A 23,455-nucleotide genomic window follows, 5' to 3' on the forward strand; every position below is an offset into this window, starting at 1 on the left:
TGCCCGTTACTAATCTTATTCACCGGACACAACCACAATTGAATGAAATCTATTTGTATACTTTGGTTAACGTTAGCTAGTACCGCGTTGGGGTTCAGGGCGGTAGCGCAGGAAAAGCTTACCGTCAGTGGCTACGTGAAAGACGCATCGAACGGCGAAGGCCTGATCGGCGTATCGGTCTACAGCAAGGAAAGCGCAACCGGTGCCGTAACAAATAACTACGGTTTCTACTCGGTCACGCTGCCCAAAGGTGCCTACACGTTTGTGGTTTCATACGTAGGCTACGAGAAAGAAACCCGCACCGTGACGCTTGTCGATCAGAACGTGCGACTCGATCTGGAACTCCGCGAAGAAGGCCGCGATCTGAAAGAACTGGTTGTATCGACTCGCCGCGACGATGACAATGTTAAGAACATCGAAATGAGCGTAAACCGGGTCGATATCAAGACCATCCAGCGGATTCCGGCGTTGCTTGGTGAGGTCGACGTGGTGCGTAGTATTCAGCTATTGCCCGGCGTATCGACGGTAGGCGAGGGAGCTACCGGCTTCAACGTGCGTGGTGGTGGTATTGATCAGAACCTGGTTTTGCTCGACGAAGCCCCGGTTTATAACTCATCGCACCTGTTTGGTTTCTTCTCGGTCTTCAACCCCGACGCCGTTAAAGATGTGAAACTCATCAAAGGCGGTGTTCCGGCCTTATATGGTGGCCGGATTGCCTCCATTCTGGATGTCCGCCTGAAAGAGGGTAACTCAAAAAAAGGCGAATTGAATGGAGGTATCGGACTGATATTTAGTCGATTGTCATACGAGCGGCCGCTATTCAAAGGGAAGGGCTCGTTTATCATTGCTGGCCGCCGGTCGTATGCCGATGTATTGGCGCAGCCTTTCCTGACGGGAGATCTGAAGGGATCGCAGTTCTATTTTTATGACCTGACGGCGAAGGGGAACGTACGCCTCAACGAGAAAAACACCGTGTTTCTGTCGGGCTACTTCGGGCGCGATGTGTTCGGTGCTGACTTCGGTTTCAACTGGGGAAACGCTACCACGTCGTTGCGTTGGAACAAAGTATTCAATGACAAGCTGTTCCTGAATACGACCGCTTTTTACAGCAACTATGACTACTCGCTGGATTCTGACCTCCGGCGTAAGCCCGAGAATAGCAATGACTATTTCCGTACCAATTCAAAAATTGTCAACTACAGTATTAAGCCCGATTTTACGCTGTACTGGAACAAGAATACGGTCACTTTTGGCGGTCAGGCGTTGCTCTACGATTTTCAGCCCGGTACGGCTACTGCAGCCAGTGCCGGTACGGTGCGCACCTTTGGCCTGAAAAGCAAGTACGCACTGGAAAGCTCACTGTATGTAGGCAACGAACAGCAGGCCACATCGCGGTTACAACTCCAGTATGGGCTGCGCTACTCGTTCTACCAATACCTTGGTCCTGGTGAAGTATACACCTTCGGTGAATCGCCGTCGCCCGGTCTTCGTAGCAGACCCGTCACCGAAACAAGAACGTACAAGGCCGGTGAAACCATTCAGACATACGGTAATCTGGAACCCCGGTTTGCCCTGAAGTATGATCTGAGCGCCGGCAGTTCGCTGAAGTTGAGTTACAACCGATTAGCTCAATATGTGCATCTGCTCTCAAACACCAGTGCTTCAACGCCGCTCGACGTTTGGACACCCTCTACCAACAACGTAGCGCCTCAACTGGCCGATCAGGTAGCGGCGGGTTACTTCCGCAACTTCGGCGGGGCCGACGGCAACTTGTTCGAAGCATCAGTAGAAGTCTACTACAAATCATTGCAAAACCAGATCGACTACATCGACCGGGCTAATCTGGTGCTGAATCAATACCTGGAAGGTGATCTGCTGACGGGCAAAGGCCGGGCCTACGGCGCTGAGTTTTACCTGCGCAAAAGTAAAGGGCAGATCAATGGCTGGGTGAGCTATACGCTGGCCCGGACCGAGCGGCTGGTGCAGGGCGTAAACGAGAACAACTGGTACCCTACCCGATTCGATAAGCGCCATACATTAAATGTCGTTGCGCTTTACGATCCTATTCGGTCAAAGCGATGGAGTTTCTCTGCCACTTTCGCGCTTGCCACCGGCACGCCCGCTACGTTCTTCAGCAACCGCTACACGTTCCAGAATATTGCTGTAGGCACTAACCCCGACGACGTTCGGAATAATTACCGCATCCAGCCCTACCACCGCCTCGATCTGGCCGCCACGCTGCAGGGACGTAAGAAACCAGGCAAGCGTAAAGAAGACAACTGGGTATTTTCGGTTTATAATGCCTATGCGCGGAAAAACCCATTCTCGGAATATTATCGCGCCAATCCCGAAAATGTATTTCAGACCCAAGCCATTCGGTACTCTGTGTTTGCAACTATCATTCCGTCGGTTACTTATAATTTCAAGATCTAAGTTAGTAGCAGGGCAACGCGCTGCTAAACTAAATTACCATGAAACGTTCGTTTTATTCCTTACCGCTGCTGGGTACGTTACTGGTCGCTGCGCTGCTAAGCAGTTGCGAGACAGTAATCAATACGAGCATAACGTCTGCACCAACTCAACTGGCAGTAGATGCCTGGTTGACCGATCAGCCCGGTGAGCAGCAAATCCGGTTGACCCAGACAACTAACTACTTTAATAACGCCACGCCAACGCCCGCGCTAAGCGCCAGTGTAACAGTAGGCGACAACGCAGGTCGGGTATTCACGTTCACCGATCCTGACAATGATGGAGTGTATACCTGGAAACCGGCCAACGCTCGCGATACAACCCGGATCGGCATGATCGGACGTACCTACGGGCTCAGTATTCAGTATCAGGGGGATAGTTACGTGGCGTTTTCGCAGATGGCACGCGTGCCTAAAATCGATTCACTGACGTTTACCAAGGAGCCGGTCAGTCCTGTATCAACCGAGACGGGATACCGGGCGCAATTTTACGCCAACGACCTGCCGGGTGCTGTCGATTACTACTATATTCGGTTTTACCGAAACGGGACCTTACAAAGTCGACCACAGGACATTGTGTTGGCCTATGATGGGGCCTTCCGGGGTAGTGCCAACACCGACGGATTAATGTTTATCCGCCCAATCCGACGGTCGGTCAATCCCGACAAGTTTTACGCCATGAACGATTCTGTCCGAGTAGAGCTACGGTCAATCACGGTGGACGCTTATCTCTTTTGGGAGTTATTACGCGGCCAATTGCAGAACACAGGGCTGTTTGCAACCCCGCCTTCGAACGTACCCAGCAATATTAGAAATCAGACAACGGATGGTAAAGCGGCAGTGGGCTACTTTATGGTGTCGCCCGTCCGCACACGAACAGCCGTTGTATCGGCCGCCAACTTACGAGGCGATGGGGCGTGATAAGCCAAAAAGACGTCGGCCAAGTACATAAACGGCCATAGCGCCGATGATAAACAGGCTAGCCGACACAGTGAGAAATACGCCAACGAAGGCGAGGCACGTCAACACAAAGAGGAGCAGGCTTTTCATAAAAATGGCGATAAGAATAACACTAGTTTTTCTTATCGCTGTTCAATTTTTGTGCCAACTTCTGTAGAAATGCAAAAGATTTGGTATGATCTATAGGATTTGTTCCTGCTACCGCGGAGGAACGCACATGTAGCGCATTCTTGTCGAAATTGATTTACACAACCTTCGCCTTCAGGTATTCAATAACCACATTCAGGCCTTTTTGGTAGTGTATGTTGTTGGGAATCACGATATCGGCCTCGGCGCGATAGGGTTTTATAAACTGCTTGTAAGTTGGTTTTACGTGGTTTTTCCAGCGATACATTACATCATCGAGGTCGTAGCCACGTTCTTCGGCATCGCGCTTCACCCGGCGTTCGAGCTTGATGCTGTTTTTGGCGTCGATGAAAATTTTCAGATCCATCTGGTCGGACAATTCCCGGAAGTGAAACACGAAAATGCCTTCTACCACGATAATGGGCGCGGGCTCAAACGTTAGTATCGTCGGAATAATATCAGGGTTATTAAAGGTGTATTCCTTCTGCGTTACGGTTTCGCCCCTGCGTAATTTCCCGATATGTTCGGCGTATAAGTGATGATCAATGGTTTCGGGCATGTCGAAATTATGGATGCCTTGATCATCAACGGCAATTTCGTCGAGGCTGCGGTAGTAGTTATCCTGCGAAATGAGGCAGACCTGATGCGGTTGAAACGCATTCAATAATCCTTTCAGAAACGACGTTTTACCGGACGCGCTGCCGCCGGTGATGCCAACAATGTATGGTTGCACAAGTATTGATGAATAAGTCTGTAAACACCTGGCTGACCAACCTAGCTGGCCACCCTTCTACAAAGGTACGTTAGCCAGGTAGTTCGACACCAATCCGCGGTGAGGACTAGCCTATAAGTTGGTGCAGATCCGCTTATTCTATGGGCGGACCTATATTCTGACTACGATTTTAGGCTAAAAATGCTTGCGTAATCGACTTGAACGCTGTTCCTTTACAGCGTGATTACGCAATCAGCGAAATTTCGCTAAAAGAATAATGATTACAGACGCCCCTGCCACCCAATTAAACCGGTTCAGCCAGACGCTCACCCAGAAAATGGACAACCCAGCCGCCAAAGCCATGCTTTACGGTGTAGGATTGACCGCCGAAGACATGCAGAAGCCCCAGATTGGCATTGCCAGCACGGGCTACGAAGGCAACACGTGCAACATGCACCTCAACGGTCTGTCGGTTTATGTTAAGCAGGGCATTCAGGCCAGTGGGCTGGTTGGATTGATCTTTAATACCATCGGTGTTTCCGACGGCATGACCAACGGTAACGATGGTATGCGCTATTCGTTACCCAGCCGTGACCTCATTGCTGACAGTATCGAATCGGTGGTGATGGCGCAGTGGTACGACGGTGTGGTAACGGTCGTTGGTTGCGACAAAAACATGCCCGGTGCCATTATGGCTATGGCTCGTCTCGATCGGCCCGGTATTATGGTCTACGGCGGTACCATTCGGTCGGGCCATTATAAAGGGCAGAAACTCGATATTGTATCGGCGTTTGAAGCGCTCGGTAAAAAATACGCAGGCAATATCTCAGACGAAGATTACGAGGGCGTTATCCGTAACTCGATTCCCGGCGCGGGTGCCTGCGGGGGTATGTATACGGCCAACACCATGGCCAGCAGCATTGAGGCGATGGGCCTGAGCCTGCCATTCAGCAGCAGCTACCCCGCTACTCACGAAGGCAAGCAGGAAGAGTGCAAAAAGATCGGGGCTGCCATGCGCATCCTGCTCGAACGCAACATCACGCCCGCTGACATTATCAGCAAGAAATCGCTCGAAAACGCGCTGACGGTGGTTATGGCGCTGGGTGGTTCAACCAATGCGGTGCTACATTACCTGGCTATTGCCCGCGCGGCTGGCCTCGACCTGTCGCTCGACGATATTCAGGCGATTAGCGACTGGGTACCGTTCCTGGCCGATCTAAAGCCGAGCGGCAAGTACTATATGGAAGACATGCTGGCCATTGGCGGTGTGCCGGCGGTGATGAAATACCTCTACCAGAATGGCATGATCCACGGCGATTGCCTGACGGTGACCGGGAAAACGGTGGCCGAAAATCTCGAAGAAATTCCGGAACTGAATTTCGAGAATCAGAGCATCGTTCGTCCCCTGAGCAACCCCATTAAAGCGACCGGACATATCCAGATTCTGCGCGGCAACCTGGCCCCAACAGGTTCCGTCGCCAAAATTACCGGTAAAGAAGGCCTGCGTTTTGAGGGTACCGCCAAAGTGTGCGAACATGAAGGTGAGGTAATCGATGCGTTGTCGAAAGGCGAAATTTTGCCCGGTCAGGTGATCGTTATCCGGAACAGCGGCCCCAAAGGCGGCCCCGGCATGAGCGAAATGCTGAAACCAACTTCAGCCATTATGGGTGCCGGTCTGGGCGATAAAGTGGCCCTGATCACCGATGGTCGTTTCTCGGGTGGTACCCACGGTTTCGTCGTTGGTCACGTAACGCCCGAGGCCTTTGAAGGTGGTCCTATCGCTTTCGTAAAAGATGGTGACCTGATCACACTTGATGCCGTTGGCCGGGAGCTGACGCTCCATATTTCAGATGAAGAAATGGCCGAACGCCGCAGCCAGTGGACCCCACCCGCGCCTCGGTTTACGAAAGGTGTTTTGGGTAAATACATCCGAAATGTGAAGTCTGCCAGCGAAGGCTGCGTGACGGACGAAATTTAACCAACTGCCTGCTCGCTTATGTATACCGACACCGTCAACACGCTTCCTGACCGCTTTTCGGCAATAGAACTTGCCAGTAAGTCCATCCGTTTTTCGATGCCGTCGGACCTTCAAACGGGGGCGCTGCTAAAAACGCTGGTTGGGTCGAAGCCAAAGGCGCGTGTGCTGGAGATCGGCACGGGCACAGGGTTGGCAACAGCTTGGCTACTGGCCGGTATGGATGCCGACTCGTCACTGCTTTCGATTGATAATGACGCAACGTACCAGGCCGTTGCCGACAATATTCTGGGCGATGATACCCGTTTGCAACTGCTGTGTACCGATGCGGGTACGTGGTTGGAAAACGAAAAACAGACTCAGCAGTTCGACTTAATTTTTGCCGATGCCTGGCCCGGTAAATACGCGAACCTCGATGCGGCGCTGGGTACGTTGTCGGCCGGTGGTATGTACGTCATCGATGATATGCTGCCGCAACCCAACTGGCCGGAAGGTCATGCCGAGAAAGTCGATAAACTCGTTGCCGATCTGGAGAGCCGAGACGACCTGCAGTTGGTCAAACTAGCCTGGTCGACGGGAATTTTGATTGCTACGAAGAAGTAGCCGCTTGAACACAACAAACTGAACAGTATCAACAACCTGCACCACTCTATGGAAACGGTCAGCGTCTTACCTGAACTAACAATCGAACCGACGGAGATCAAACTCATGTCGGGCTCGGAGGCCCTCATGCGCTCGCTCGTAGCCGAGAAGGTCAATACCATTTTCGGATATCCTGGCGGGGCGATCATGCCCGTGTATGATGCGCTCTACGATTTTCAGGACCAGATCAACCACATTCTGGTGCGCCACGAACAGGGTGCTGGGCACGCCGCGCAGGGCTATGCCCGTATGCAGGGCCGCGCAGGCGTATGTCTGGTAACATCAGGCCCAGGGGCAACCAACCTGGTCACCGCCATTGCCGACGCGCTGATTGATTCAACGCCGTTGGTGTGTATTGTGGGTCAGGTGGGTAAGAAACTGCTGGGCACTGACGCCTTTCAGGAGGCCGACGTGATGGGTGTAACCATGCCGATTACGAAATGGAACTACCAGATCACCAGCGCCGACGAGGTGCCGGAGATCATGGCCAAGGCGTTTTACATTGCTCAGTCGGGTCGACCCGGTCCGGTGCTGATCGATATGACCAAGTCGGCACAGCTGGAGTTGATGACACAGCCGTTTGTGTACGAACGCTGCCAGACGATCATCAGTTACCGGCCCCGTCTGGTTCCTAAGCAAGACCAGGTCGAAGCGGCGGCAAAGTTGATTAACGAGGCAAAACGCCCCTACATTTTTGCGGGTCATGGCGTGCAACTGGCCAAAGCCGAAGAAGAGCTGCTGGCTTTTTCCGAGAAAACGGGCATTCCCGTAGCTACCACGCTGCTGGGCCAGTCGACTATTCCGACCAATCATCCGAACCATGTGGGCTGGCTGGGCATGCACGGTAACTACGGCCCCAACGTGCTGACCGATCAAGCCGACGTGATCATTGCCATCGGTATGCGCTTCGACGACCGGGTTACCGGCGACGCCAGCAAGTATATCAAGCAGGCGAAAGTGATTCACATTGAGATCGATCCGGCTGAAATTGACAAGATCATCAAGGCGCATGCGCCCGTTGTTGGCGACGCCAAAGAGGTATTGAAAGCCCTGTTGCCGCTGGTCAATGAAAATGACCATACCGTATGGCGCAATGAGTTCAGGAAATACGACGTGATCGAGAACGAGAACATCACGGCCCCTGAGCTGAGTGGCGATACCGAGAAGATCAAGATGGCCGAGGTGATTGACCTGTTATCACGGAAGACCAACGGTGATGCCGTACTGGTAACCGACGTGGGTCAGCACCAAATGATGGCCTCGCGCTATTATCAGTTCCGGCAAAAGAACAGCCTCGTTACGTCGGGCGGTATGGGTACCATGGGCTTTGCGCTTCCCGCTGCGTTTGGTGCGCAGGTGGCCGCTCCCGACCGGCAGGTGGTCGCTATCATTGGTGACGGCTGTTTCCAGATGACGTTGCAGGAATTGGGGACTATCGTGCAGAATAAGCAACCGGTGAAAGCCATTATCCTGAACAACAACTTCCTGGGTATGGTACGGCAGTGGCAGCAACTCTTCCACAGCCGCCGCTACTCGTTCGTAGAGCTGCAAAATCCAGATTTCGTCACGATCGCCAAAGGCTTCGGCATGGCGGGCCACACCTGCAACGAGCGCGAAACCCTTTCGGATTCGCTTGACCAGATGCTGGCGTACGATGGCCCCTATCTGCTGGAGGTAATCGTTGAAAAAGAAGAAAACGTGTTCCCAATGGTGCCAGCCGGTGCCAGTGTGTCACAAATACGATTGAAGTAGCAATGACGACTTACACCATTTGCATTTTCACGGGCAACACCATCGGGTTGTTGAACCGGATTACGATCATCTTTACCCGGCGGCGCATCAACATCGAAAGCTTGACGGTGTCGGAAACAGAGCGAAAAGGGGTGTCGCGCTTTACCATCGTCATTCGGCACGAGTCGCGGGATGAGGTGGAAAAGATTGTGCGGCAGATTCGGAAGATCGTGGAGGTGCTGGCCGTCTTTGGCTACCTCAACGACGAGATCGTGTTCAACGAAATTGCGCTGTTCAAGATCTCGACCCCACTAGGTAGTAAACCCATCGACGTAGAGACGATCAATAAACAGCACAAAGCGTGGGTCGTATATTGGGGCCTCGATTACGTAGTGATCGAGAAGACCGGTAGCGAAACGGAGATCTTTGCCTTCTTCGAATACCTGCGTCAGTACGAAATCCTTGAATTTGTCCGTTCGGGGCGCGTCGCTGTTGGCAAAACAGAGAAAGGGCTGGTTGAGTACCTCCCCGAAGCCGAATGGGCCTATTATTTGTAACGATTAGTCATGTTAGAGCCTGTTTCTACCCTTTCATCGCCATCAACCTCTGCACTCGCCCGATATACGCTACCGGTTCATGAAGCGGTTGAACGCTGGCTGCAAAGCGATACCTGGCTTTGGAAAGTGGTACTGGCGGGCTTGCTCTGCCCCCTGTTTTTTCTACCTACGCACAGTGGCTTATGGAACTTGCCTACTGAATACTGGGCCGCTTTCCAAACGAAATACTATTTCTGGGATACCATTGAAGATCAGATCATTCACCCGCTGCGACCCATCATCTGTTACGATAAAAATCCCGGTTGCCACGAAGATAAAATGGTATTCCGCCTGTTTTTGCCGGGTCTGTATGCGCTGGTTGGTAGCCGTGAGGCAGTTTACGCAGTGCAGTTGCTGTGCTGGCCCATCTTTCTGTACCTACTGGCCCGGGAAGCATATCGGCTCACCAACAGCAAGGCCGTGGCGCTCTACCTGACAGTGTCCATCATGGGGCTGTACATTGGCGGTGCCTTTCCGTTCGATTTCGTTACCTGTGGCGATGCGTTTGCGTATATCCTGCTGCTGATGGCGGCCGTCACCCGTAATCGATTTGCGCTGATTGCCAGTCTGTTTCTGGCCTACTGGGTTGATGAGCGGTCGCTGGTCAACTCGGTATATGTACTGGTGTATCGTTGCCTGGTTGTGGCGGATGACAAACCCCTGTTCAGCCGGAGTAATCTACTGACGATAGCAGCCGTAGGTGCAACCTGGGTTACGTACGTGGGGCTCCGGTTCTGGCTGAAGGCGCGCTACAACGTAGCTGATGCGACAGAAGGAGCCGGGTTTTCATTTCTGCTGACAGTACCCGTATTGACCAGCCTGTTGAAGATTGGCCGGTCGTATGAACTACTCTGGGCGTTGGTGGCCGTAGGGCTCTGGAGTCTCTGGCAACAACGTCAACTGCTGCTGTTGGTGGGTACGTTGGCGGCTTTGGCGGCCTCGACCCTGGTAGCCATCATGGTAGCCGATACCAGTCGGAGCCTTGGCTACGGGTTGATTTTGTTTCTGATTATGCTTCCTGCGGCGTTGGCTGCGTTGCGTCTTCCGCGTTTGAAAGACCTGCTGCTGGTGACGGCCATCGTTTGTGTCTTGGTGCAGACGCGCTTCCTTCTTCAGTTTCGGCCCGAAATCATGTACCTCTTTGAATAACTACTAGCTCACCCATCTTACAATTCAATAACCAAGTAAATCAATGGCACAAATTAACTTCGGCGGAACGGTCGAGAACGTTGTAACCCGCGAAGAGTTTCCGCTAGAGAAAGCCCTCGAAACGCTTAAAAACGAAACAATCGCCGTTATTGGCTACGGTGTACAAGGCCCCGGCCAGTCACTGAACATGCGTGAAAATGGCTTCAACGTGATCGTTGGTCAGCGCAAAGGCAAAACCTACGACAAGGCAGTCGCCGACGGCTGGGTACCGGGCGAAACATTGTTCGAGATTGAAGAAGCCCTCGAAAAAGGAACGATCATCTGCTTCCTGCTGTCAGACGCCGCTCAGATCGAGCTGTGGCCAACGGTAAAAGCGGCCCTTAAACCTGGCAAATCACTGTATTTCTCGCACGGCTTCGGCGTGACCTACAAGGAGAAAACCGGTATCGTTCCTCCGACTGATGTTGATGTGTTCCTGGTAGCGCCGAAAGGTTCAGGTACGTCGCTGCGTCGGTTGTTCGTAGAAGGCAAAGGCCTGAACTCGAGCTTCGCCGTCTATCAGGATGCCAGCGGGAATGCCCGCAACAAGTGTATCGCCATGGGTATCGGCGTAGGCTCAGGCTACCTGTTTGAAACCGATTTCTACAAAGAAGTAACGTCTGACCTGACCGGCGAGCGGGGTACGTTGATGGGTGCCATTCAGGGTATCTTCGCGGCTCAGTACGAAGTGCTGCGCGCCAACGGCCACAGCCCATCCGAAGCGTTCAACGAAACGGTAGAAGAGCTGACCCAGTCGCTGATGCCACTCGTCGCCGAGAACGGCATGGATTGGATGTACGCCAACTGCTCGACCACAGCCCAGCGCGGTGCCCTCGACTGGTGGAAGCCTTTCCGTGACGCCACGAAGCCCGTTTTTGAGCAACTGTACAACTCGGTGAAAACCCAGGAGCAGGCCGAAATCAGCATTACCCGCAACTCGCAGCCCGACTACCGCGAGAAACTCGAAGTAGAACTGGCCGAACTGCGTGAGTCAGAAATGTGGCAGGCTGGTGCCGCCGTACGTAACCTGCGTCCAGAGCGGAGCTAGTAGCTAAAAAAGGGCTATAACACAGAGATTCACAGAGGGAACACGGAGTTACACAGCGAAAAAGGAGTTTTTAATAAAATTTCTCTGCGTAACTCCGTGTTCCCTCTGTGAATCTCTGTGTTATAGCCCTTTTTTTGTATTGTGATAGACACTTCAACAACACTCGCCTTTCCCGATTTAGACAACATCTATCTGGCCGCCGAACGGTTGAGAGGAGTTGCCTTCCACACGCCGTTGCAGGAGAACCTGAACCTGTCGGAACGGTATGGAGCCACTATTTTCCTGAAACGGGAAGACCTTCAGGTGGTTCGGTCGTACAAGATCAGGGGCGCATATAATAAAATGGCCAGCCTGTCGGCCGACGAACTGGCGAAAGGTGTTGTGTGTGCCAGTGCGGGTAACCACGCACAGGGCCTGGCCTACGCCTGCCGGAAAATGGGCGTGAACGGCACGATCTTTATGCCGACCACAACGCCGAACCAGAAGGTGAAACAGGTAAAACTGTTTGGCAAAGAATTCGTCAACGTAGTGCTGATCGGCGATACCTACGACGACGCGTTTTACGCCGCTACGGAGTACGTGCAGACCCACGATAGCACCTTCGTTCACCCCTTCGACGATGTGCTGGTGATGGAAGGGCAGGGAACGGTTGGCCTGGAAATCTTCAAAGATTCAAATTTCAAGATCGATTACCTGCTCATGGCCATTGGCGGAGGCGGTCTGGCTTCGGGCGTCTCAACGGTCTTCAAGCAGCTGAGCCCCAAAACGAAACTCATTGGTGTGGAGCCACTCGGTTCGCCATCCATGAAAGTAGCGATGGAGGAAGGCCACGTAGTCACGCTCGATAAGATTGATAAGTTCGTTGACGGGGCTGCCGTGAAACGTGTGGGCGACACCACCTTTGAGATCTGCCGCCATAACCTCGACCGGGTTATTCTTGTGCCAGAAGGTAAGGTATGTACCACCATTCTGGAACTCTACAACGAAGAAGCGATTGTAGCCGAACCGGCAGGTGCCCTGACCATTGCCGCGCTGGATCTGATCAAAGATGAGATCAAGGGGAAAAACGTGGTGTGCTTGGTTGGCGGCGGTAACAATGACATTACCCGAACCGAAGAGATCAAGGAACGATCGTTACTGTATGAAGGCCTGAAACATTATTTCATTATCCGGTTTCCGCAACGCGCCGGTGCCTTCCGCGACTTTCTGGAACTGGCTCTCGGCCCCAACGACGATATTACGCTGTTTGATTACGCCAAGAAAACGAACCGCGAACGGGGCTCGGCACTGGTGGGCATTGAACTGAAAAGCAAAGCCGATTTCGACCCGCTGATCGAACGTATGAAAGACGCTAAAATCCAGTTCGAGTACATCAATGACAAACCCACCCTGTTCGAATTTTTGATCTGACGAAGCCGTGCCGCTTCATTTAGTTGGATGCACCTTCCATATGCTGCGCGTTCCCTCATCAATACAACCCCATCAGTTCCAGTCGCTGACTATTCAGCGGCCTGACTCGGCTATGGGGGATGGGGCACGGTCTGATGGGTCGGAGATGACGTTTGTGGCGTATCGGAGCGACGTATATCCCGAGCGGAACGAGATTTTCTTCGAAGAGCATGCGGTGGTCGTGGTGCTGGAAGGGGAGAAGAAGTTTAGCTCACCCACGCAGGAACTGCACGTCAAGAAAGGCGATATCCTGTTCTTCCAGCGGGGGTGCTATTCCATGAATGAGTCCATCGATGTGAATTACCGCAGTCTGGTATTTTTCGTAAATGAGCGGCTGCTGAAAGAATTTGTTAGCCAGCACCTGAGCCTCTTCCAACATACTCCGCCCGGACTCGCTCAGATCGGTCTTGCGCCTCTGCCCGAAGCAGCAATCTTGTCGTTTGCTTCGTCAGGTACGTCTATTCCAGGTACGTTTACCAACTTCATTCAGTCGTTGCTACCCTACTTCGGGTCGAGCACCCCGTACCTGAATGAACTGCTCCGACTTAAATTTCAGGAATTGCTCCTGCACCTATTTGAGCTCGACTCCACGGGTCAGCTTCGCACTATTCTCTGGCACCTCTATCAGGGCCAAAAGACCGACCTCGATTACCTGATGAGCACGTACCTGCTCAAACCCCTGTCGATGGATGAACTAGCCCGAATCTCAGGCCGTAGCCTCTCCGCGTTCAAGCGCGATTTCGAAGAGCACTTCCATACCTCGCCTGGCCATTGGATCCGCCGAAAACGCCTCGAGCACGCCCATTTCCTGCTCCGTAACACCGACAAGAACGTCTCGGAAGTCAGCATGGAAATTGGCTATGAGAGCGTATCCCATTTCATCAAAGCCTACAAGCAACAATACGGTTCTACACCGAAGCGGGCTGGTGCCCCCGTTAAGGTTGAATAAAGCCGTTTTGTACTAAGCGTCAGGTACGTCGGTTGGCTGCGCTGTCAGTTGCCTGTTGTTGAAGAGAGTTGGTACGGGGTTGCTAGCTAATGCTAATGGGGTGACAGCCCTAAACACCAGCGTTTAGGGCAGGATTACCAGTACGCTACAGGCGTAAATAAACCGAATCCGTGCCCATTACTTCCTGACTTTAGTAGCGACTTCGGTTTGGCTACAGCTGGTGTTCAGCAGTTGGTATCTATTTTGCTATTGACTGTACGACACGATCGTTTCTTCGAACTAGTATGGTGCTGGTAAAGGCTATCGGTATATGAGCACTGCTACCAGTGAGTAGCACAGATCTCGTCCAGATTAAGGTTATATATCAGAAGTCACTAATTAGCGTATTGTGTTGTTACCTTATTTCTACCTGGTCCGTAACCTTGTTATGAAGCAGTGTCTCAGCTACCTTTTGAGCTTGTTCATTCTGGTGTCCTGTGCTTCCAAAAAAGAAGAAGTGCCCCCTATAACGGGTGTGTATACTGGCACTGCCCAATTTGTCACCCTGTTTGACGGACAAACATCCAATCAGGTGCTAACCGGCACGCTCACCGTTAATTCAGTCGAGACCAATAAAATCACGATTAACCAGACTATTCCCGGCCATATTGTGTCATATGAAGCCGACCTTACCAACGACGTTGCCTTTACGCTGGTTAAGTCAATACAGAAAATTGACGTGAATGGAGTCACATACGAAGGCGTCTTACGGGGTAACGGGCAATTTTCGGCCGACAAACGGGCCTTAACCTTAAATACCTCGATTGATCTGGCTATTGGCGGGAAACTGGCTTCGCAAACGATGCACCTTGACGCGAAGTTGTAAATGCATTTACATCTACGTACCTATTGATCGAGTTAAGTAGCCTTGGACATTAGGCGGCTTTAACGAGCAAGACCGGGTCGCGCTCAGCAGATCTATTTAGCGGGATCGGTATGAGGGGATAGGCTACGAGAGCGCATTCTATTTCATAAAAGCTGACAAGCAACAATAGGGTTGAGCCCCGAAGCGCGCCGCAGTTGTTTAACGAGAGGGTTGAAGCCTCCTATAAGTAACCTGGGGGAGTGGTAAATAATCGCAGTATTCTAGCTGAAATAACGCGCCATCGAAGGCGCACGTAGTCACAGATTGGTTACTTTTAGGTCAAACCATATCAACCGCGATGAAGTCTCTCATTTTCACGGCTTTTCTCCTTCTTGGCTTATCAGTTCATACGCAGGCGCAAAACACTGAAAAACGAGCGCGCATCAAGTACCTTTTCTCGCTCATGAAGCAGGATTCCCTGATGTTCAAGCAAAGAGACGCGTCGCTGGCCATGATGCGAAGAGCGGCAGCTATGGGAACTGAAATGGCCAGCCATCTGGGGATGGATAGCCTTCGTGTCCCGGTCGATTCAGCAAGGCTCAAACGCCAGGATGCATTTATAACTAAGGTAATGAAGGTGTCGAGTGATAACACGATGAAAATGATCAACGAAGATCTGGTCGATATTTATGATCGCTATTTCACAGCCGACGAAATCGAAGCCTTCTGTACATTCTATCAATCATCAGTCGGTAAGAAACTGATCGACAAAACCCCGGCCATCTCGCAGGAAGTCATGACGCAGGCTATGACGAAGTACCAGCCAATCCTAATGAACCTGCTGAAAGAGTTTATAGATGAGGAGAGGCGGGAAACAGAGAAAAAGTTTAAGAACTGATATGCTCATGCTGTTTCCCGCCCATATAGTAGCAATGAACTAAAATCGCTATTTACTGGACGAATGACGGGATGCGTAGTTCTATACGATCTACCACTTTTGTAGGTACGTATTACGTTCTCCGCTACAGTTATGAGTACCCCAAAAACACTATTTGATAAAGTATGGGATGCGCATGTCATCCGGCACATCGAAGATGGTCCCGACGTGTTCTTTATTGATCGCCATTTTATTCACGAGGTAACGAGCCCAGTGGCGTTTCTGGGACTTGAGGGCCGTAACGCCCCCGTTCTGTTCTCGGGACGTACCTACGCCACTGCCGACCATAATACGCCTACGATTAACCAGCATTTACCGGTGGCCGACCCGCTGTCGGCGAACCAGCTGGATGCGCTGGAGCGGAATAGTGCAAAATACCACATCTCACACTGGGGTCTGGGCAACCCGAAAAACGGCATCGTACACGTGGTTGGGCCCGAAAATGGCATCACCCTGCCCGGTATGACCATCGTTTGCGGCGACTCGCACACCTCGACCCACGGCGCGTTCGGGGCCATTGCGTTCGGTATCGGTACGTCGGAGGTAGAGATGGTGCTTGCCACGCAGTGTATCATGCAGCCCAAGCCCAAGAAGATGCGGATTTCGGTGAATGGTACGCTGGGGAAAGGTGTGTTGCCGAAAGATGTGGCCCTGTACATCATCGCGCAGATTTCGGCGAGTGGTGCCACCGGCTATTTCGTTGAATATGCTGGCGATGTGTTCCGCAACATGAGCATGGAAGGCCGCATGACGGTCTGCAACATGAGCATCGAAATGGGCGCGCGTGGCGGTATGATTGCCCCCGACGCCACCACGTTGGCGTACCTGAACGGCCGTGACCTGGCCCCAAAAGGCGAGGCCTGGGATAAGTTGGTTCCGTACTGGGAATCGCTAACCACCGACGAGGGGGCTACGTTCGATATCGACCTGACCTTCAACGCCGCCGATATTGAGCCGCAGATTACATACGGCACCAACCCCGGTATGGGCACGGGCGTAACCAAACAAATTCCTCTGGCCGCCGATCAGCAGGACGGTGACGCCAGCTACCAGAAATCACTGGCCTACATGGGCTTCGCCGAAAACGAATCCATGATTGGCAAACCAATCGATTTCGTGTTCCTGGGCAGCTGCACCAATGGCCGTATCGAAGATTTCCGGGCGTTTGCCTCGATCGTGAAAGGCCGTAAAAAAGCCGATAACGTAACAGCCTGGCTGGTACCGGGTTCGCACATTGTGGAAGCGCAGATCAAACAGGAAGGCATTCTGGACATTCTGACCGAAGCGGGCTTTGCCCTTCGTCAGCCCGGCTGCTCGGCCTGTCTGGCCATGAACGACGACAAAGTACCCGCCGGTAAATACGCCGTGTCGACTTCGAACCGCAACTTCGAAGGCCGTCAGGGCCCTGGTGCCCGCACGCTCCTCGCCAGCCCCCTGGTAGCCGCCGCCGCCGCGGTCACGGGCGTAGTAACAGACCCACGAGAATTCTTAAACTAGTTTAGACTTTCTAGTTGGCTTCAGCGCACCCCCAACTCCCTGAAGTGGGTTAACGCACTGCTAATTCCCTTCGCGGAGCCGTAGCCCCCTTAATGGGGTTGGGGGTCACGCTGAAGCCAATCAAAGACGAAGGACCTTCCTATCATGGCTTACGATAAATTTACGATACTCCGTAGCAGTGCCGTTCCGATGCCGATCGAGAACGTGGATACGGACCAGATTATTCCTGCCCGTTTCCTGAAAGCCACCGAGCGCACAGGGTTTGGCGACAACCTGTTCCGCGATTGGCGGTACAACAACGACAATACGCCCAAAGCAGAATTCGTGCTGAATAACCCAACCTACTCGGGCAAAATCCTGGTCGGTGGTAAGAACTTTGGTAGCGGATCGAGCCGGGAGCATGCGGCCTGGGCCATTTACGATTATGGTTTCCGTTGCGTAGTGTCGAGCTTTTTTGCCGATATTTTCAAAGGTAACGCGCTGAACATTGGCATTTTACCGGTGCAGGTGAGCCCTGAATTCCTGGAGAAACTATTCGCCGCTATAGACGCCGATGCAAACACTGAATTGGAGGTGAATCTGCCCGCGCAGACGATCACGATTCTAGCTACAGGCGAGAGCGAGTCCTTCGACATCAACAGCTACAAGAAAGATAACCTCACCAACGGCTACGACGACATCGACTATCTGCTGTCGATGAAACCCGAGATCGAAGCCTTCGCCGAAACAAGGCCATTTTAAAGAATGACTGAGTGAATGAGCGAAAGAGTGGCTAATGTGGTCGATTAGTCATGCGACAATAATCTTTCGCTCATTCACTCAGTCATTCTTTCACTCGTTGACTATGAAAACCCGCCGCTACATTGAAATGATGGATACGACACTCCGCGATGGTGAACAAACCAGCGGCGTGTCGTTTTCTGCGTCCGAAAAACTGGCCCTGGCGCAGTTGTTACTCACCGAGGTCAAGGTCGATCGGGTGGAGGTAGCATCGGCGCGGGTGTCGGCGGGCGAGTTGGACGCCGTGAAGCAGATCACCCGCTGGGCGGCCAATGCCGGACTGCTGGATAAAGTCGAGGTGCTTACGTTTGTGGACGGACAGGCCTCACTTGATTGGATGAAGGCATCGGGTGCGAAGGTGATGAACCTGCTGACCAAAGGCTCGCTGAACCACTTGACCCACCAGCTAAAAAAAACGCCCGACTGCCATTTTGCCGATATCCAGCAAGTGATTGCTAATGCGCATCAGCTTGGTATTCAGACGAACGTATACCTGGAAGACTGGAGCAACGGCATGCGTAACTCGCCCGAGTACGTACTGCAATACCTGGATTTCATTCGGACACAGCCTATCCGCCGCGTGCTGTTGCCCGACACATTAGGTGTGCTGACGCCAGCCGAAAGTTACACGTTCGTGCATCAGCTCGTGACCCGCTACCCGGCCCTGCACTTCGATTTCCACGCTCATAACGACTACGATCTGGGCGTTGCCAACGTCATGGAGGCTATTCGGGCGGGGGCGCATGGCATTCACCTGACCGTAAACGGCCTGGGCGAACGGGCGGGCAACGCGCCAATGGCCAGCGTCATCGCCGTACTGCGCGACTTCATGCCCGAAGTACGTATGGGCGTTGTTGAAAAGTCGCTGTATCAGGTCAGTAAGATCGTCGAGACGTTTTCGGGGCTTCGTATTCCCGATAACAAGCCCGTCGTTGGCGACAATGTCTTTACCCAAACGGCCGGTATTCATGCCGACGGTGACAAGAAGAACAATCTGTATTTCAACGCGTTACTGCCCGAGCGCTTTGGCCGGAAACGGAGTTACGCGCTGGGTAAAATGTCGGGCAAAGCCAATATCGAGAATAACCTGCGCGAACTGGGCATTCAATTGTCGGAAGATGATCTGAAGAAAGTAACGCAACGCGTGATCGAGCTGGGCGATCTGAAAGAGGTGGTCACGCGCGAAGATCTACCGTACGTCATTTCTGACGTGCTGCATACGAGTTCGGTATCGTCGCGGGTGGAGGTGCTGAATTACGTGCTGACCCACTCGAAGGATCTGAAGCCATCGGCCACGCTTCGGGTACGTATCGACGAAGAGCAATTCGAAGAGAACGCCCAGGGCGATGGGCAGTACGACGCCTTCATGAATGCGCTAAAAAGCATTTACAGCCGCAAGAAAATGGTGCTGCCCATGCTCACCGATTACGCCGTACGCATTCCAACCGGCGGCCGAACCGATGCCCTGTGTGAAACGATCATCACCTGGAAATCGACTACTAACGAATTTAAAACCCGGGGTCTCGACTCTGACCAAACCGTGTCAGCCATCAAGGCAACCCAAAAAATGCTAAATACACTTGATTAAAACAGGTTTGATGGTTGTGGTTTAATGGTTGTCGTTGCGTCACTAAGCCAGCAATTGGTTGGATAGCATCGTAACGACAACCATCAAACGACAACCATCAAACCCCCTTTTTATGAATAAACACATTCTCGTTGTGCCAGGTGATGGCATTGGGGCCGAAGTGACAACTGTCGGCAAGCAGGTATTAGAGGCGATCGCCCGGAAGTTTAACCACGAATTCACCTACGACGAAGCCCTGATTGGTCACGTAGCCATTGAAGCTACTGGCCTGCCACTTCCCGCCGAAACGCTGACCAAAATGCGCGCCGCCGATGCCGTTCTGTTCGGCGCGGTAGGGCACCCCAAATATGACAACGACCCGTCAGCTAAGGTACGTCCCGAGCAGGGGCTGTTGCAGATGCGCAAGGAATTGGGCCTATATGCCAACCTACGGCCCATCAAACTATTCGATGAACTGCTGGAAGCGTCGAGCATCAAGCCGGAGATTCTGCGCGGTGCCGATATCCTTTTCTTCCGCGAGCTGACTGGCGACGTGTATTTCGGCGAGAAAAAGCGCTCGGAAGATCGCAACACAGCTTCTGACCTGATGGTGTACCAGCGGTACGAAGTAGAACGCATTGCCGTAAAAGCCTACGAAGCCGCACGCACCCGTCGCGGAAAACTAATGAGCGTCGATAAAGCGAATGTATTAGAAAGCAGCCGACTATGGCGTGAAGTGGTGCAGGAAGTGGCCCTCCGCTACCCAGACGTGGAAACGGAACATCAGTTCGTTGACTCAGCGGCGATGCTGCTGATCAAAGACCCAACCCGCTTCGACGTAGTTGTAACGGGTAATCTTTTCGGCGATATCCTGACCGACGAAGCCTCGCAGATCGCTGGTTCGATGGGCATGCTGGCGTCGGCGTCGGTAGGCGACAGTACAGGTGTGTACGAGCCAATCCACGGTTCAGCTCATGATATTACCGGAAAAGGCGTGGCGAATCCCCTTGCGTCGGTGCTGTCAGTAGCGTTGTTGCTGGATATCTCGTTCGGTATGAAAGCCGAGTCAGAAGCTGTCATCGCCGCTGTTGATGCCGTGCTGAAAGATGGCTACCGCACCCGCGACATTGCTGATGCCGATACCCCCGCCGATAAACTGCTGGGTACGTTCCAGATGGGCGAGCAGGTGTTGGCTAAGTTGTAAGAAGCCAGCGGCTTAGCCTCTAAAGGATAGCTAAGTACGAGAAGAGTTGTATCTGATGGGGATTGTGTGTACACGTCGTCAGATACAACTCTTTTTTTGCTTATTTACGGGTGCATATTACTCCACACCTAATTAGCTATCGCCATGACACCTAAATCGTTACGCCTGTTTACTTGTTTATTGACTGGTTATCTTCTAACAGCTTGTCAGGCCAGGCAGTACGGTTTCTTTCAGGCCTCAAATGCGGTGATTCTCCCAACTGAGCAGCAGGGTAGGGCAACGGGCCAGTTTACTCAGGAGCCTGCTTCGGAAGTAATGTTAGCTGTTGCCGACACGGTAGCCGTAACCACTAGACAGGAAGCTACTATTGCGGATAAGGCCGCGGATACACCTGTTATTACCGGTCGTAGTGCGTCTCGAGATCAATCGGTTGGGAAGGCTGAACAGAAAGCGCGCAGAAAACTGATAAGGTCGGAGTTGAGAGCGGCGATTGGTCAATACAAGGCTAAACCAGCCGAAAGTCAGACCAACGGGTTAGCAACGGCCTCTTTTATTACTGGCTTGCTGGCTCTCGTGTTGCTATTTACATCAAGCAGTATAGCTGGCATAACCTTGTTATTGGGGCCGTTAGCCTTGATTCTGGGAATCGTCTCACTGGGACAAATTAAGCGAAAAGGACAGAAAGGGCTTGGTTTGGGAATTGCAGGTACCGTACTAGGCGCAGTCTACATTTTATTGCTGCTGCTGGTTATAGCGGCTCTTTCCAATTTTCGGTAGTCGCCCTAAGTAATAGGAAATTCGTCTTCGATTGACAGATGCCTCTGCAAGTGGTTAGGTTGAACTGAGACCGATCTCACTACGCATCAGGTCAACTTCCCTGCCTTGCTGTTAGCTAGAAAACCAGTAGGACAGACGCGTTTGGCACTGTGTAGGCAACCGAGGTGACCAGCCTGCGCGCGGGGCAAACGCACAATCGACAGGACTGGTATTGCTACTCTTGCCCAACGGCGACGTCTAAAAATTCTTTTTGAATCACGGTGTACGAATCAAATTCTGGTTATTTTTGTAGTGAAATAACGCATATAGCGAAATTTCGCTACAAACTTTCCGCCTGATTTTGACTATGAGCAACCGGATTTACATCTTCGATACCACCCTTCGCGACGGCGAACAAGTGCCTGGCTGTCAACTAACCACCGATGAAAAAGTGCAGGTGGCGGTTCAGCTGGAACTACTTGGTGTGGATGTGATTGAAGCTGGATTCCCTGTTTCCAGCCCCGGCGATTTTCGGTCGGTGGTTGAAATTTCGAAAGCGGTAACCAACCCGACCGTTTGCGCACTGTCGCGAGCCGTTGTTGGTGATATCGATGCGGCTGGTGCGGCGCTTAAGCACGCCAAACGCGGTCGTATTCATACCGGTATTGGTGCGTCGGATATCCACATACGGAACAAATTCGGTAGCACCCGTGACGCGATTCTGGAGCAGGCGGTAAGAGCTGTAAAACACGCTCGTGGGTACGTAGACGACGTAGAATTTTACGCCGAAGACGCTGGCCGGGCCGACCTGGATTTCCTATGTCGCCTCACCGAAGCTGTCATCAGTGCCGGTGCGACAGTGGTCAATATTCCTGATACTACAGGCTACTGTCTTCCTGGTCAGTACGGTGACAAGATCAAATACATCTATAATAATGTACCCAACGTCGATAAGGCAACTATCTCGATTCACTGCCACAACGATTTGGGTCTGGCCACAGCCAATTCGCTGGCGGGTATCATGGGCGGTGCCCGGCAGATCGAGTGTACGATCAACGGCATTGGCGAACGTGCGGGCAACACCTCGCTCGAAGAAGTAGTGATGGCCATGAAAGTACATAAGGAGTTGGGCTTCGAGACGGGCATCGACACCACACGCCTGTACCCAGTCAGCCAACTGGTATCGGGCCTGATGCGGATGCCGGTGCAGGCCAACAAAGCCATCGTAGGTCGCAACGCCTTTGCCCACTCATCGGGCATTCACCAGGACGGTCACCTGAAACACACGGAGAACTACGAGATCATGAACCCCCTCGACGTGGGTGTCGACAAATCGCTGATCATCCTGACCGCCCGCTCTGGTCGTCACGCACTCCGTCATCGCCTCGAATTGCTGGGCTACCGATACGACAAACCCACCCTCGACACCATCTACACCCGCTTCCTCGACATGGCCGACGTCCGCAAAGAGGTGAACGACAAAGATTTGATGGAACTGGTTCGCTAACATAAAAAATGCTCCGCCAAACAGCGGGGCATTTTTTATGTTGACTTTAGCTAGCTATGGTAAGTAATGAGCTCATAAAGTCAGTAGGCGGTTGTCACGCGTCAATGAGCTAGTGAGAGCGAAGTGCAAGGGACAGTCAATGATTACTGTGTACCACTTCCACCGTTTCCGTTGAAAACGCCACTGGCTTATCGGCGAATAACACTTTGGTAGCAGCCCAGGTTGTTCGGAAGAGATCAGACTGGCGGTAGGCTTCCAGTGCTTCGGCTGATTCCCAATGGCTGTGCGTCATCCTGACGTTCGGCTGGTCGAGGTCGCGGAGAAGTTCGAGGTGCTGGCAACCGGGGAATACCCTAATTTTTGCCTTCGATGCCTCGAAGATGGATAGGAAATCCGCCAGGCGATCTTCTTGAAACGTCATGCGAACAAAGCGTATGAGCATAAAAATTGGGTTTGATGTTTGTGATTTGACGTTTGCTGGTGCGCTGGATAACTACGCGCTTCAGTTTTAGCAGCGCA

Annotated in this window: 21 protein-coding genes; 18 read left to right on the forward strand and 3 right to left on the reverse strand. The window is 52.5% G+C overall.

Features of this window, described 5'->3' with window-relative positions:
- The first annotated feature begins 42 nt into the window (after window positions 1-42).
- Window positions 43-2,433: a TonB-dependent receptor gene (locus F7231_RS14870; protein ID WP_166692468.1), complete on the forward strand. Its 2,391-nt coding sequence runs from the start codon at window positions 43-45 to the stop codon at window positions 2,431-2,433.
- Between the two features lie 38 nt (window positions 2,434-2,471).
- The gene (locus F7231_RS14875) at window positions 2,472-3,389 is read left to right on the forward strand and encodes a DUF4249 domain-containing protein (RefSeq protein ID WP_085411430.1); all 918 of its coding nucleotides are present in this window, start codon (window positions 2,472-2,474) and stop codon (window positions 3,387-3,389) included.
- On the opposite strand, the gene F7231_RS14880 is transcribed toward F7231_RS14875, so the two are convergent.
- Window positions 3,369-3,518 carry a hypothetical protein gene (locus F7231_RS14880; protein WP_157510550.1) on the reverse strand — a complete coding sequence of 50 codons (150 nt, stop codon included), beginning with the start codon at window positions 3,516-3,518 and terminating at the stop codon, window positions 3,369-3,371. The genes F7231_RS14875 and F7231_RS14880 overlap by 21 nt on opposite strands.
- A gap of 154 nt (window positions 3,519-3,672) precedes the next feature.
- Window positions 3,673-4,287, reverse strand: a complete 615-nt coding sequence (gene udk / locus F7231_RS14885; RefSeq protein ID WP_085411429.1) for a uridine kinase — start codon at window positions 4,285-4,287, stop codon at window positions 3,673-3,675.
- Window positions 4,288-4,543: 256 nt separating this feature from the next.
- Here udk and ilvD point away from each other — a divergent pair, with 256 nt between their 5' ends.
- From ilvD to F7231_RS14965, 16 genes are all read left to right on the forward strand, one after another.
- Complete coding sequence (gene ilvD / locus F7231_RS14890) at window positions 4,544-6,244, forward strand: dihydroxy-acid dehydratase (protein WP_166692469.1); 1,701 nt, start codon at window positions 4,544-4,546, stop codon at window positions 6,242-6,244.
- Window positions 6,245-6,262: 18 nt separating this feature from the next.
- The gene (locus F7231_RS14895) at window positions 6,263-6,844 is read left to right on the forward strand and encodes an O-methyltransferase (protein ID WP_166692470.1); all 582 of its coding nucleotides are present in this window, start codon (window positions 6,263-6,265) and stop codon (window positions 6,842-6,844) included.
- 48 nt (window positions 6,845-6,892) lie between these two features.
- Window positions 6,893-8,635, forward strand: a complete 1,743-nt coding sequence (gene ilvB / locus F7231_RS14900; protein ID WP_166692471.1) for a biosynthetic-type acetolactate synthase large subunit — start codon at window positions 6,893-6,895, stop codon at window positions 8,633-8,635.
- A 2-nt stretch (window positions 8,636-8,637) separates the two neighbouring features.
- Window positions 8,638-9,171, forward strand: coding sequence for an acetolactate synthase small subunit (gene ilvN / locus F7231_RS14905; protein WP_085411425.1), 534 nt, complete (start codon window positions 8,638-8,640; stop codon window positions 9,169-9,171).
- A 9-nt stretch (window positions 9,172-9,180) separates the two neighbouring features.
- On the forward strand, window positions 9,181-10,359 hold the full coding sequence (locus F7231_RS14910; RefSeq protein WP_166692472.1) for a hypothetical protein: 1,179 nt from the start codon (window positions 9,181-9,183) through the stop codon (window positions 10,357-10,359).
- A gap of 43 nt (window positions 10,360-10,402) precedes the next feature.
- Window positions 10,403-11,446, forward strand: coding sequence for a ketol-acid reductoisomerase (gene ilvC / locus F7231_RS14915; protein ID WP_085411423.1), 1,044 nt, complete (start codon window positions 10,403-10,405; stop codon window positions 11,444-11,446).
- 141 nt (window positions 11,447-11,587) lie between these two features.
- A complete protein-coding gene (gene ilvA / locus F7231_RS14920; RefSeq protein ID WP_374757379.1) occupies window positions 11,588-12,856 on the forward strand; it encodes a threonine ammonia-lyase in 1,269 nt (422 codons plus the stop codon).
- 40 nt (window positions 12,857-12,896) lie between these two features.
- Window positions 12,897-13,844 carry a helix-turn-helix transcriptional regulator gene (locus F7231_RS14925; protein ID WP_166692473.1) on the forward strand — a complete coding sequence of 316 codons (948 nt, stop codon included), beginning with the start codon at window positions 12,897-12,899 and terminating at the stop codon, window positions 13,842-13,844.
- A 427-nt stretch (window positions 13,845-14,271) separates the two neighbouring features.
- The gene (locus tag F7231_RS14930) at window positions 14,272-14,709 is read left to right on the forward strand and encodes a hypothetical protein (protein WP_085411420.1); all 438 of its coding nucleotides are present in this window, start codon (window positions 14,272-14,274) and stop codon (window positions 14,707-14,709) included.
- Between the two features lie 337 nt (window positions 14,710-15,046).
- A complete protein-coding gene (locus F7231_RS14935) occupies window positions 15,047-15,586 on the forward strand; it encodes a DUF2059 domain-containing protein (protein ID WP_166692474.1) in 540 nt (179 codons plus the stop codon).
- Window positions 15,587-15,718: 132 nt separating this feature from the next.
- A complete protein-coding gene (gene leuC, locus F7231_RS14940; protein ID WP_166692475.1) occupies window positions 15,719-17,122 on the forward strand; it encodes a 3-isopropylmalate dehydratase large subunit in 1,404 nt (467 codons plus the stop codon).
- Window positions 17,123-17,266: 144 nt separating this feature from the next.
- Window positions 17,267-17,863 carry a 3-isopropylmalate dehydratase small subunit gene (gene leuD, locus F7231_RS14945; RefSeq protein WP_166692476.1) on the forward strand — a complete coding sequence of 199 codons (597 nt, stop codon included), beginning with the start codon at window positions 17,267-17,269 and terminating at the stop codon, window positions 17,861-17,863.
- A gap of 103 nt (window positions 17,864-17,966) precedes the next feature.
- A complete protein-coding gene (locus tag F7231_RS14950) occupies window positions 17,967-19,490 on the forward strand; it encodes a hydroxymethylglutaryl-CoA lyase-like TIM-barrel protein (protein ID WP_166692477.1) in 1,524 nt (507 codons plus the stop codon).
- 112 nt (window positions 19,491-19,602) lie between these two features.
- Complete coding sequence (leuB, locus tag F7231_RS14955; protein ID WP_085411415.1) at window positions 19,603-20,673, forward strand: 3-isopropylmalate dehydrogenase; 1,071 nt, start codon at window positions 19,603-19,605, stop codon at window positions 20,671-20,673.
- Window positions 20,674-20,817: 144 nt separating this feature from the next.
- Entirely contained in the window at window positions 20,818-21,450 is a 633-nt protein-coding gene (locus F7231_RS14960) for a DUF4190 domain-containing protein (protein ID WP_208295617.1), read from the forward strand.
- A 346-nt stretch (window positions 21,451-21,796) separates the two neighbouring features.
- Complete coding sequence (locus F7231_RS14965; RefSeq protein ID WP_085411414.1) at window positions 21,797-22,936, forward strand: 2-isopropylmalate synthase; 1,140 nt, start codon at window positions 21,797-21,799, stop codon at window positions 22,934-22,936.
- A 136-nt stretch (window positions 22,937-23,072) separates the two neighbouring features.
- On the opposite strand, the gene F7231_RS14970 is transcribed toward F7231_RS14965, so the two are convergent.
- Window positions 23,073-23,378, reverse strand: coding sequence for a putative quinol monooxygenase (locus F7231_RS14970; RefSeq protein ID WP_085411413.1), 306 nt, complete (start codon window positions 23,376-23,378; stop codon window positions 23,073-23,075).
- Between the last annotated feature and the right edge of the window lie 77 nt (window positions 23,379-23,455).

Source organism: Fibrivirga algicola (assembly GCF_011742925.1).
In the GTDB taxonomy this organism is placed as follows: domain Bacteria; phylum Bacteroidota; class Bacteroidia; order Cytophagales; family Spirosomataceae; genus Fibrella; species Fibrella algicola.

Coding starts and splice junctions, on each gene's coding strand:
- F7231_RS14870 (WP_166692468.1), top strand. CDS start 43: ATGAAATCTATTTGTATACTTTGGTTAACGTTAGCTAGTACCGCGTTG.
- F7231_RS14875 (WP_085411430.1), top strand. CDS start 2,472: ATGAAACGTTCGTTTTATTCCTTACCGCTGCTGGGTACGTTACTGGTC.
- F7231_RS14880 (WP_157510550.1), bottom strand. CDS start 3,518: ATGAAAAGCCTGCTCCTCTTTGTGTTGACGTGCCTCGCCTTCGTTGGC.
- ilvD (WP_166692469.1), top strand. CDS start 4,544: ATGATTACAGACGCCCCTGCCACCCAATTAAACCGGTTCAGCCAGACG.
- F7231_RS14895 (WP_166692470.1), top strand. CDS start 6,263: ATGTATACCGACACCGTCAACACGCTTCCTGACCGCTTTTCGGCAATA.
- ilvB (WP_166692471.1), top strand. CDS start 6,893: ATGGAAACGGTCAGCGTCTTACCTGAACTAACAATCGAACCGACGGAG.
- ilvN (WP_085411425.1), top strand. CDS start 8,638: ATGACGACTTACACCATTTGCATTTTCACGGGCAACACCATCGGGTTG.
- F7231_RS14910 (WP_166692472.1), top strand. CDS start 9,181: ATGTTAGAGCCTGTTTCTACCCTTTCATCGCCATCAACCTCTGCACTC.
- ilvC (WP_085411423.1), top strand. CDS start 10,403: ATGGCACAAATTAACTTCGGCGGAACGGTCGAGAACGTTGTAACCCGC.
- F7231_RS14925 (WP_166692473.1), top strand. CDS start 12,897: ATGCTGCGCGTTCCCTCATCAATACAACCCCATCAGTTCCAGTCGCTG.
- F7231_RS14930 (WP_085411420.1), top strand. CDS start 14,272: ATGAAGCAGTGTCTCAGCTACCTTTTGAGCTTGTTCATTCTGGTGTCC.
- F7231_RS14935 (WP_166692474.1), top strand. CDS start 15,047: ATGAAGTCTCTCATTTTCACGGCTTTTCTCCTTCTTGGCTTATCAGTT.
- leuC (WP_166692475.1), top strand. CDS start 15,719: ATGAGTACCCCAAAAACACTATTTGATAAAGTATGGGATGCGCATGTC.
- leuD (WP_166692476.1), top strand. CDS start 17,267: ATGGCTTACGATAAATTTACGATACTCCGTAGCAGTGCCGTTCCGATG.
- F7231_RS14950 (WP_166692477.1), top strand. CDS start 17,967: ATGAAAACCCGCCGCTACATTGAAATGATGGATACGACACTCCGCGAT.
- leuB (WP_085411415.1), top strand. CDS start 19,603: ATGAATAAACACATTCTCGTTGTGCCAGGTGATGGCATTGGGGCCGAA.
- F7231_RS14960 (WP_208295617.1), top strand. CDS start 20,818: ATGACACCTAAATCGTTACGCCTGTTTACTTGTTTATTGACTGGTTAT.
- F7231_RS14965 (WP_085411414.1), top strand. CDS start 21,797: ATGAGCAACCGGATTTACATCTTCGATACCACCCTTCGCGACGGCGAA.
- F7231_RS14970 (WP_085411413.1), bottom strand. CDS start 23,378: ATGCTCATACGCTTTGTTCGCATGACGTTTCAAGAAGATCGCCTGGCG.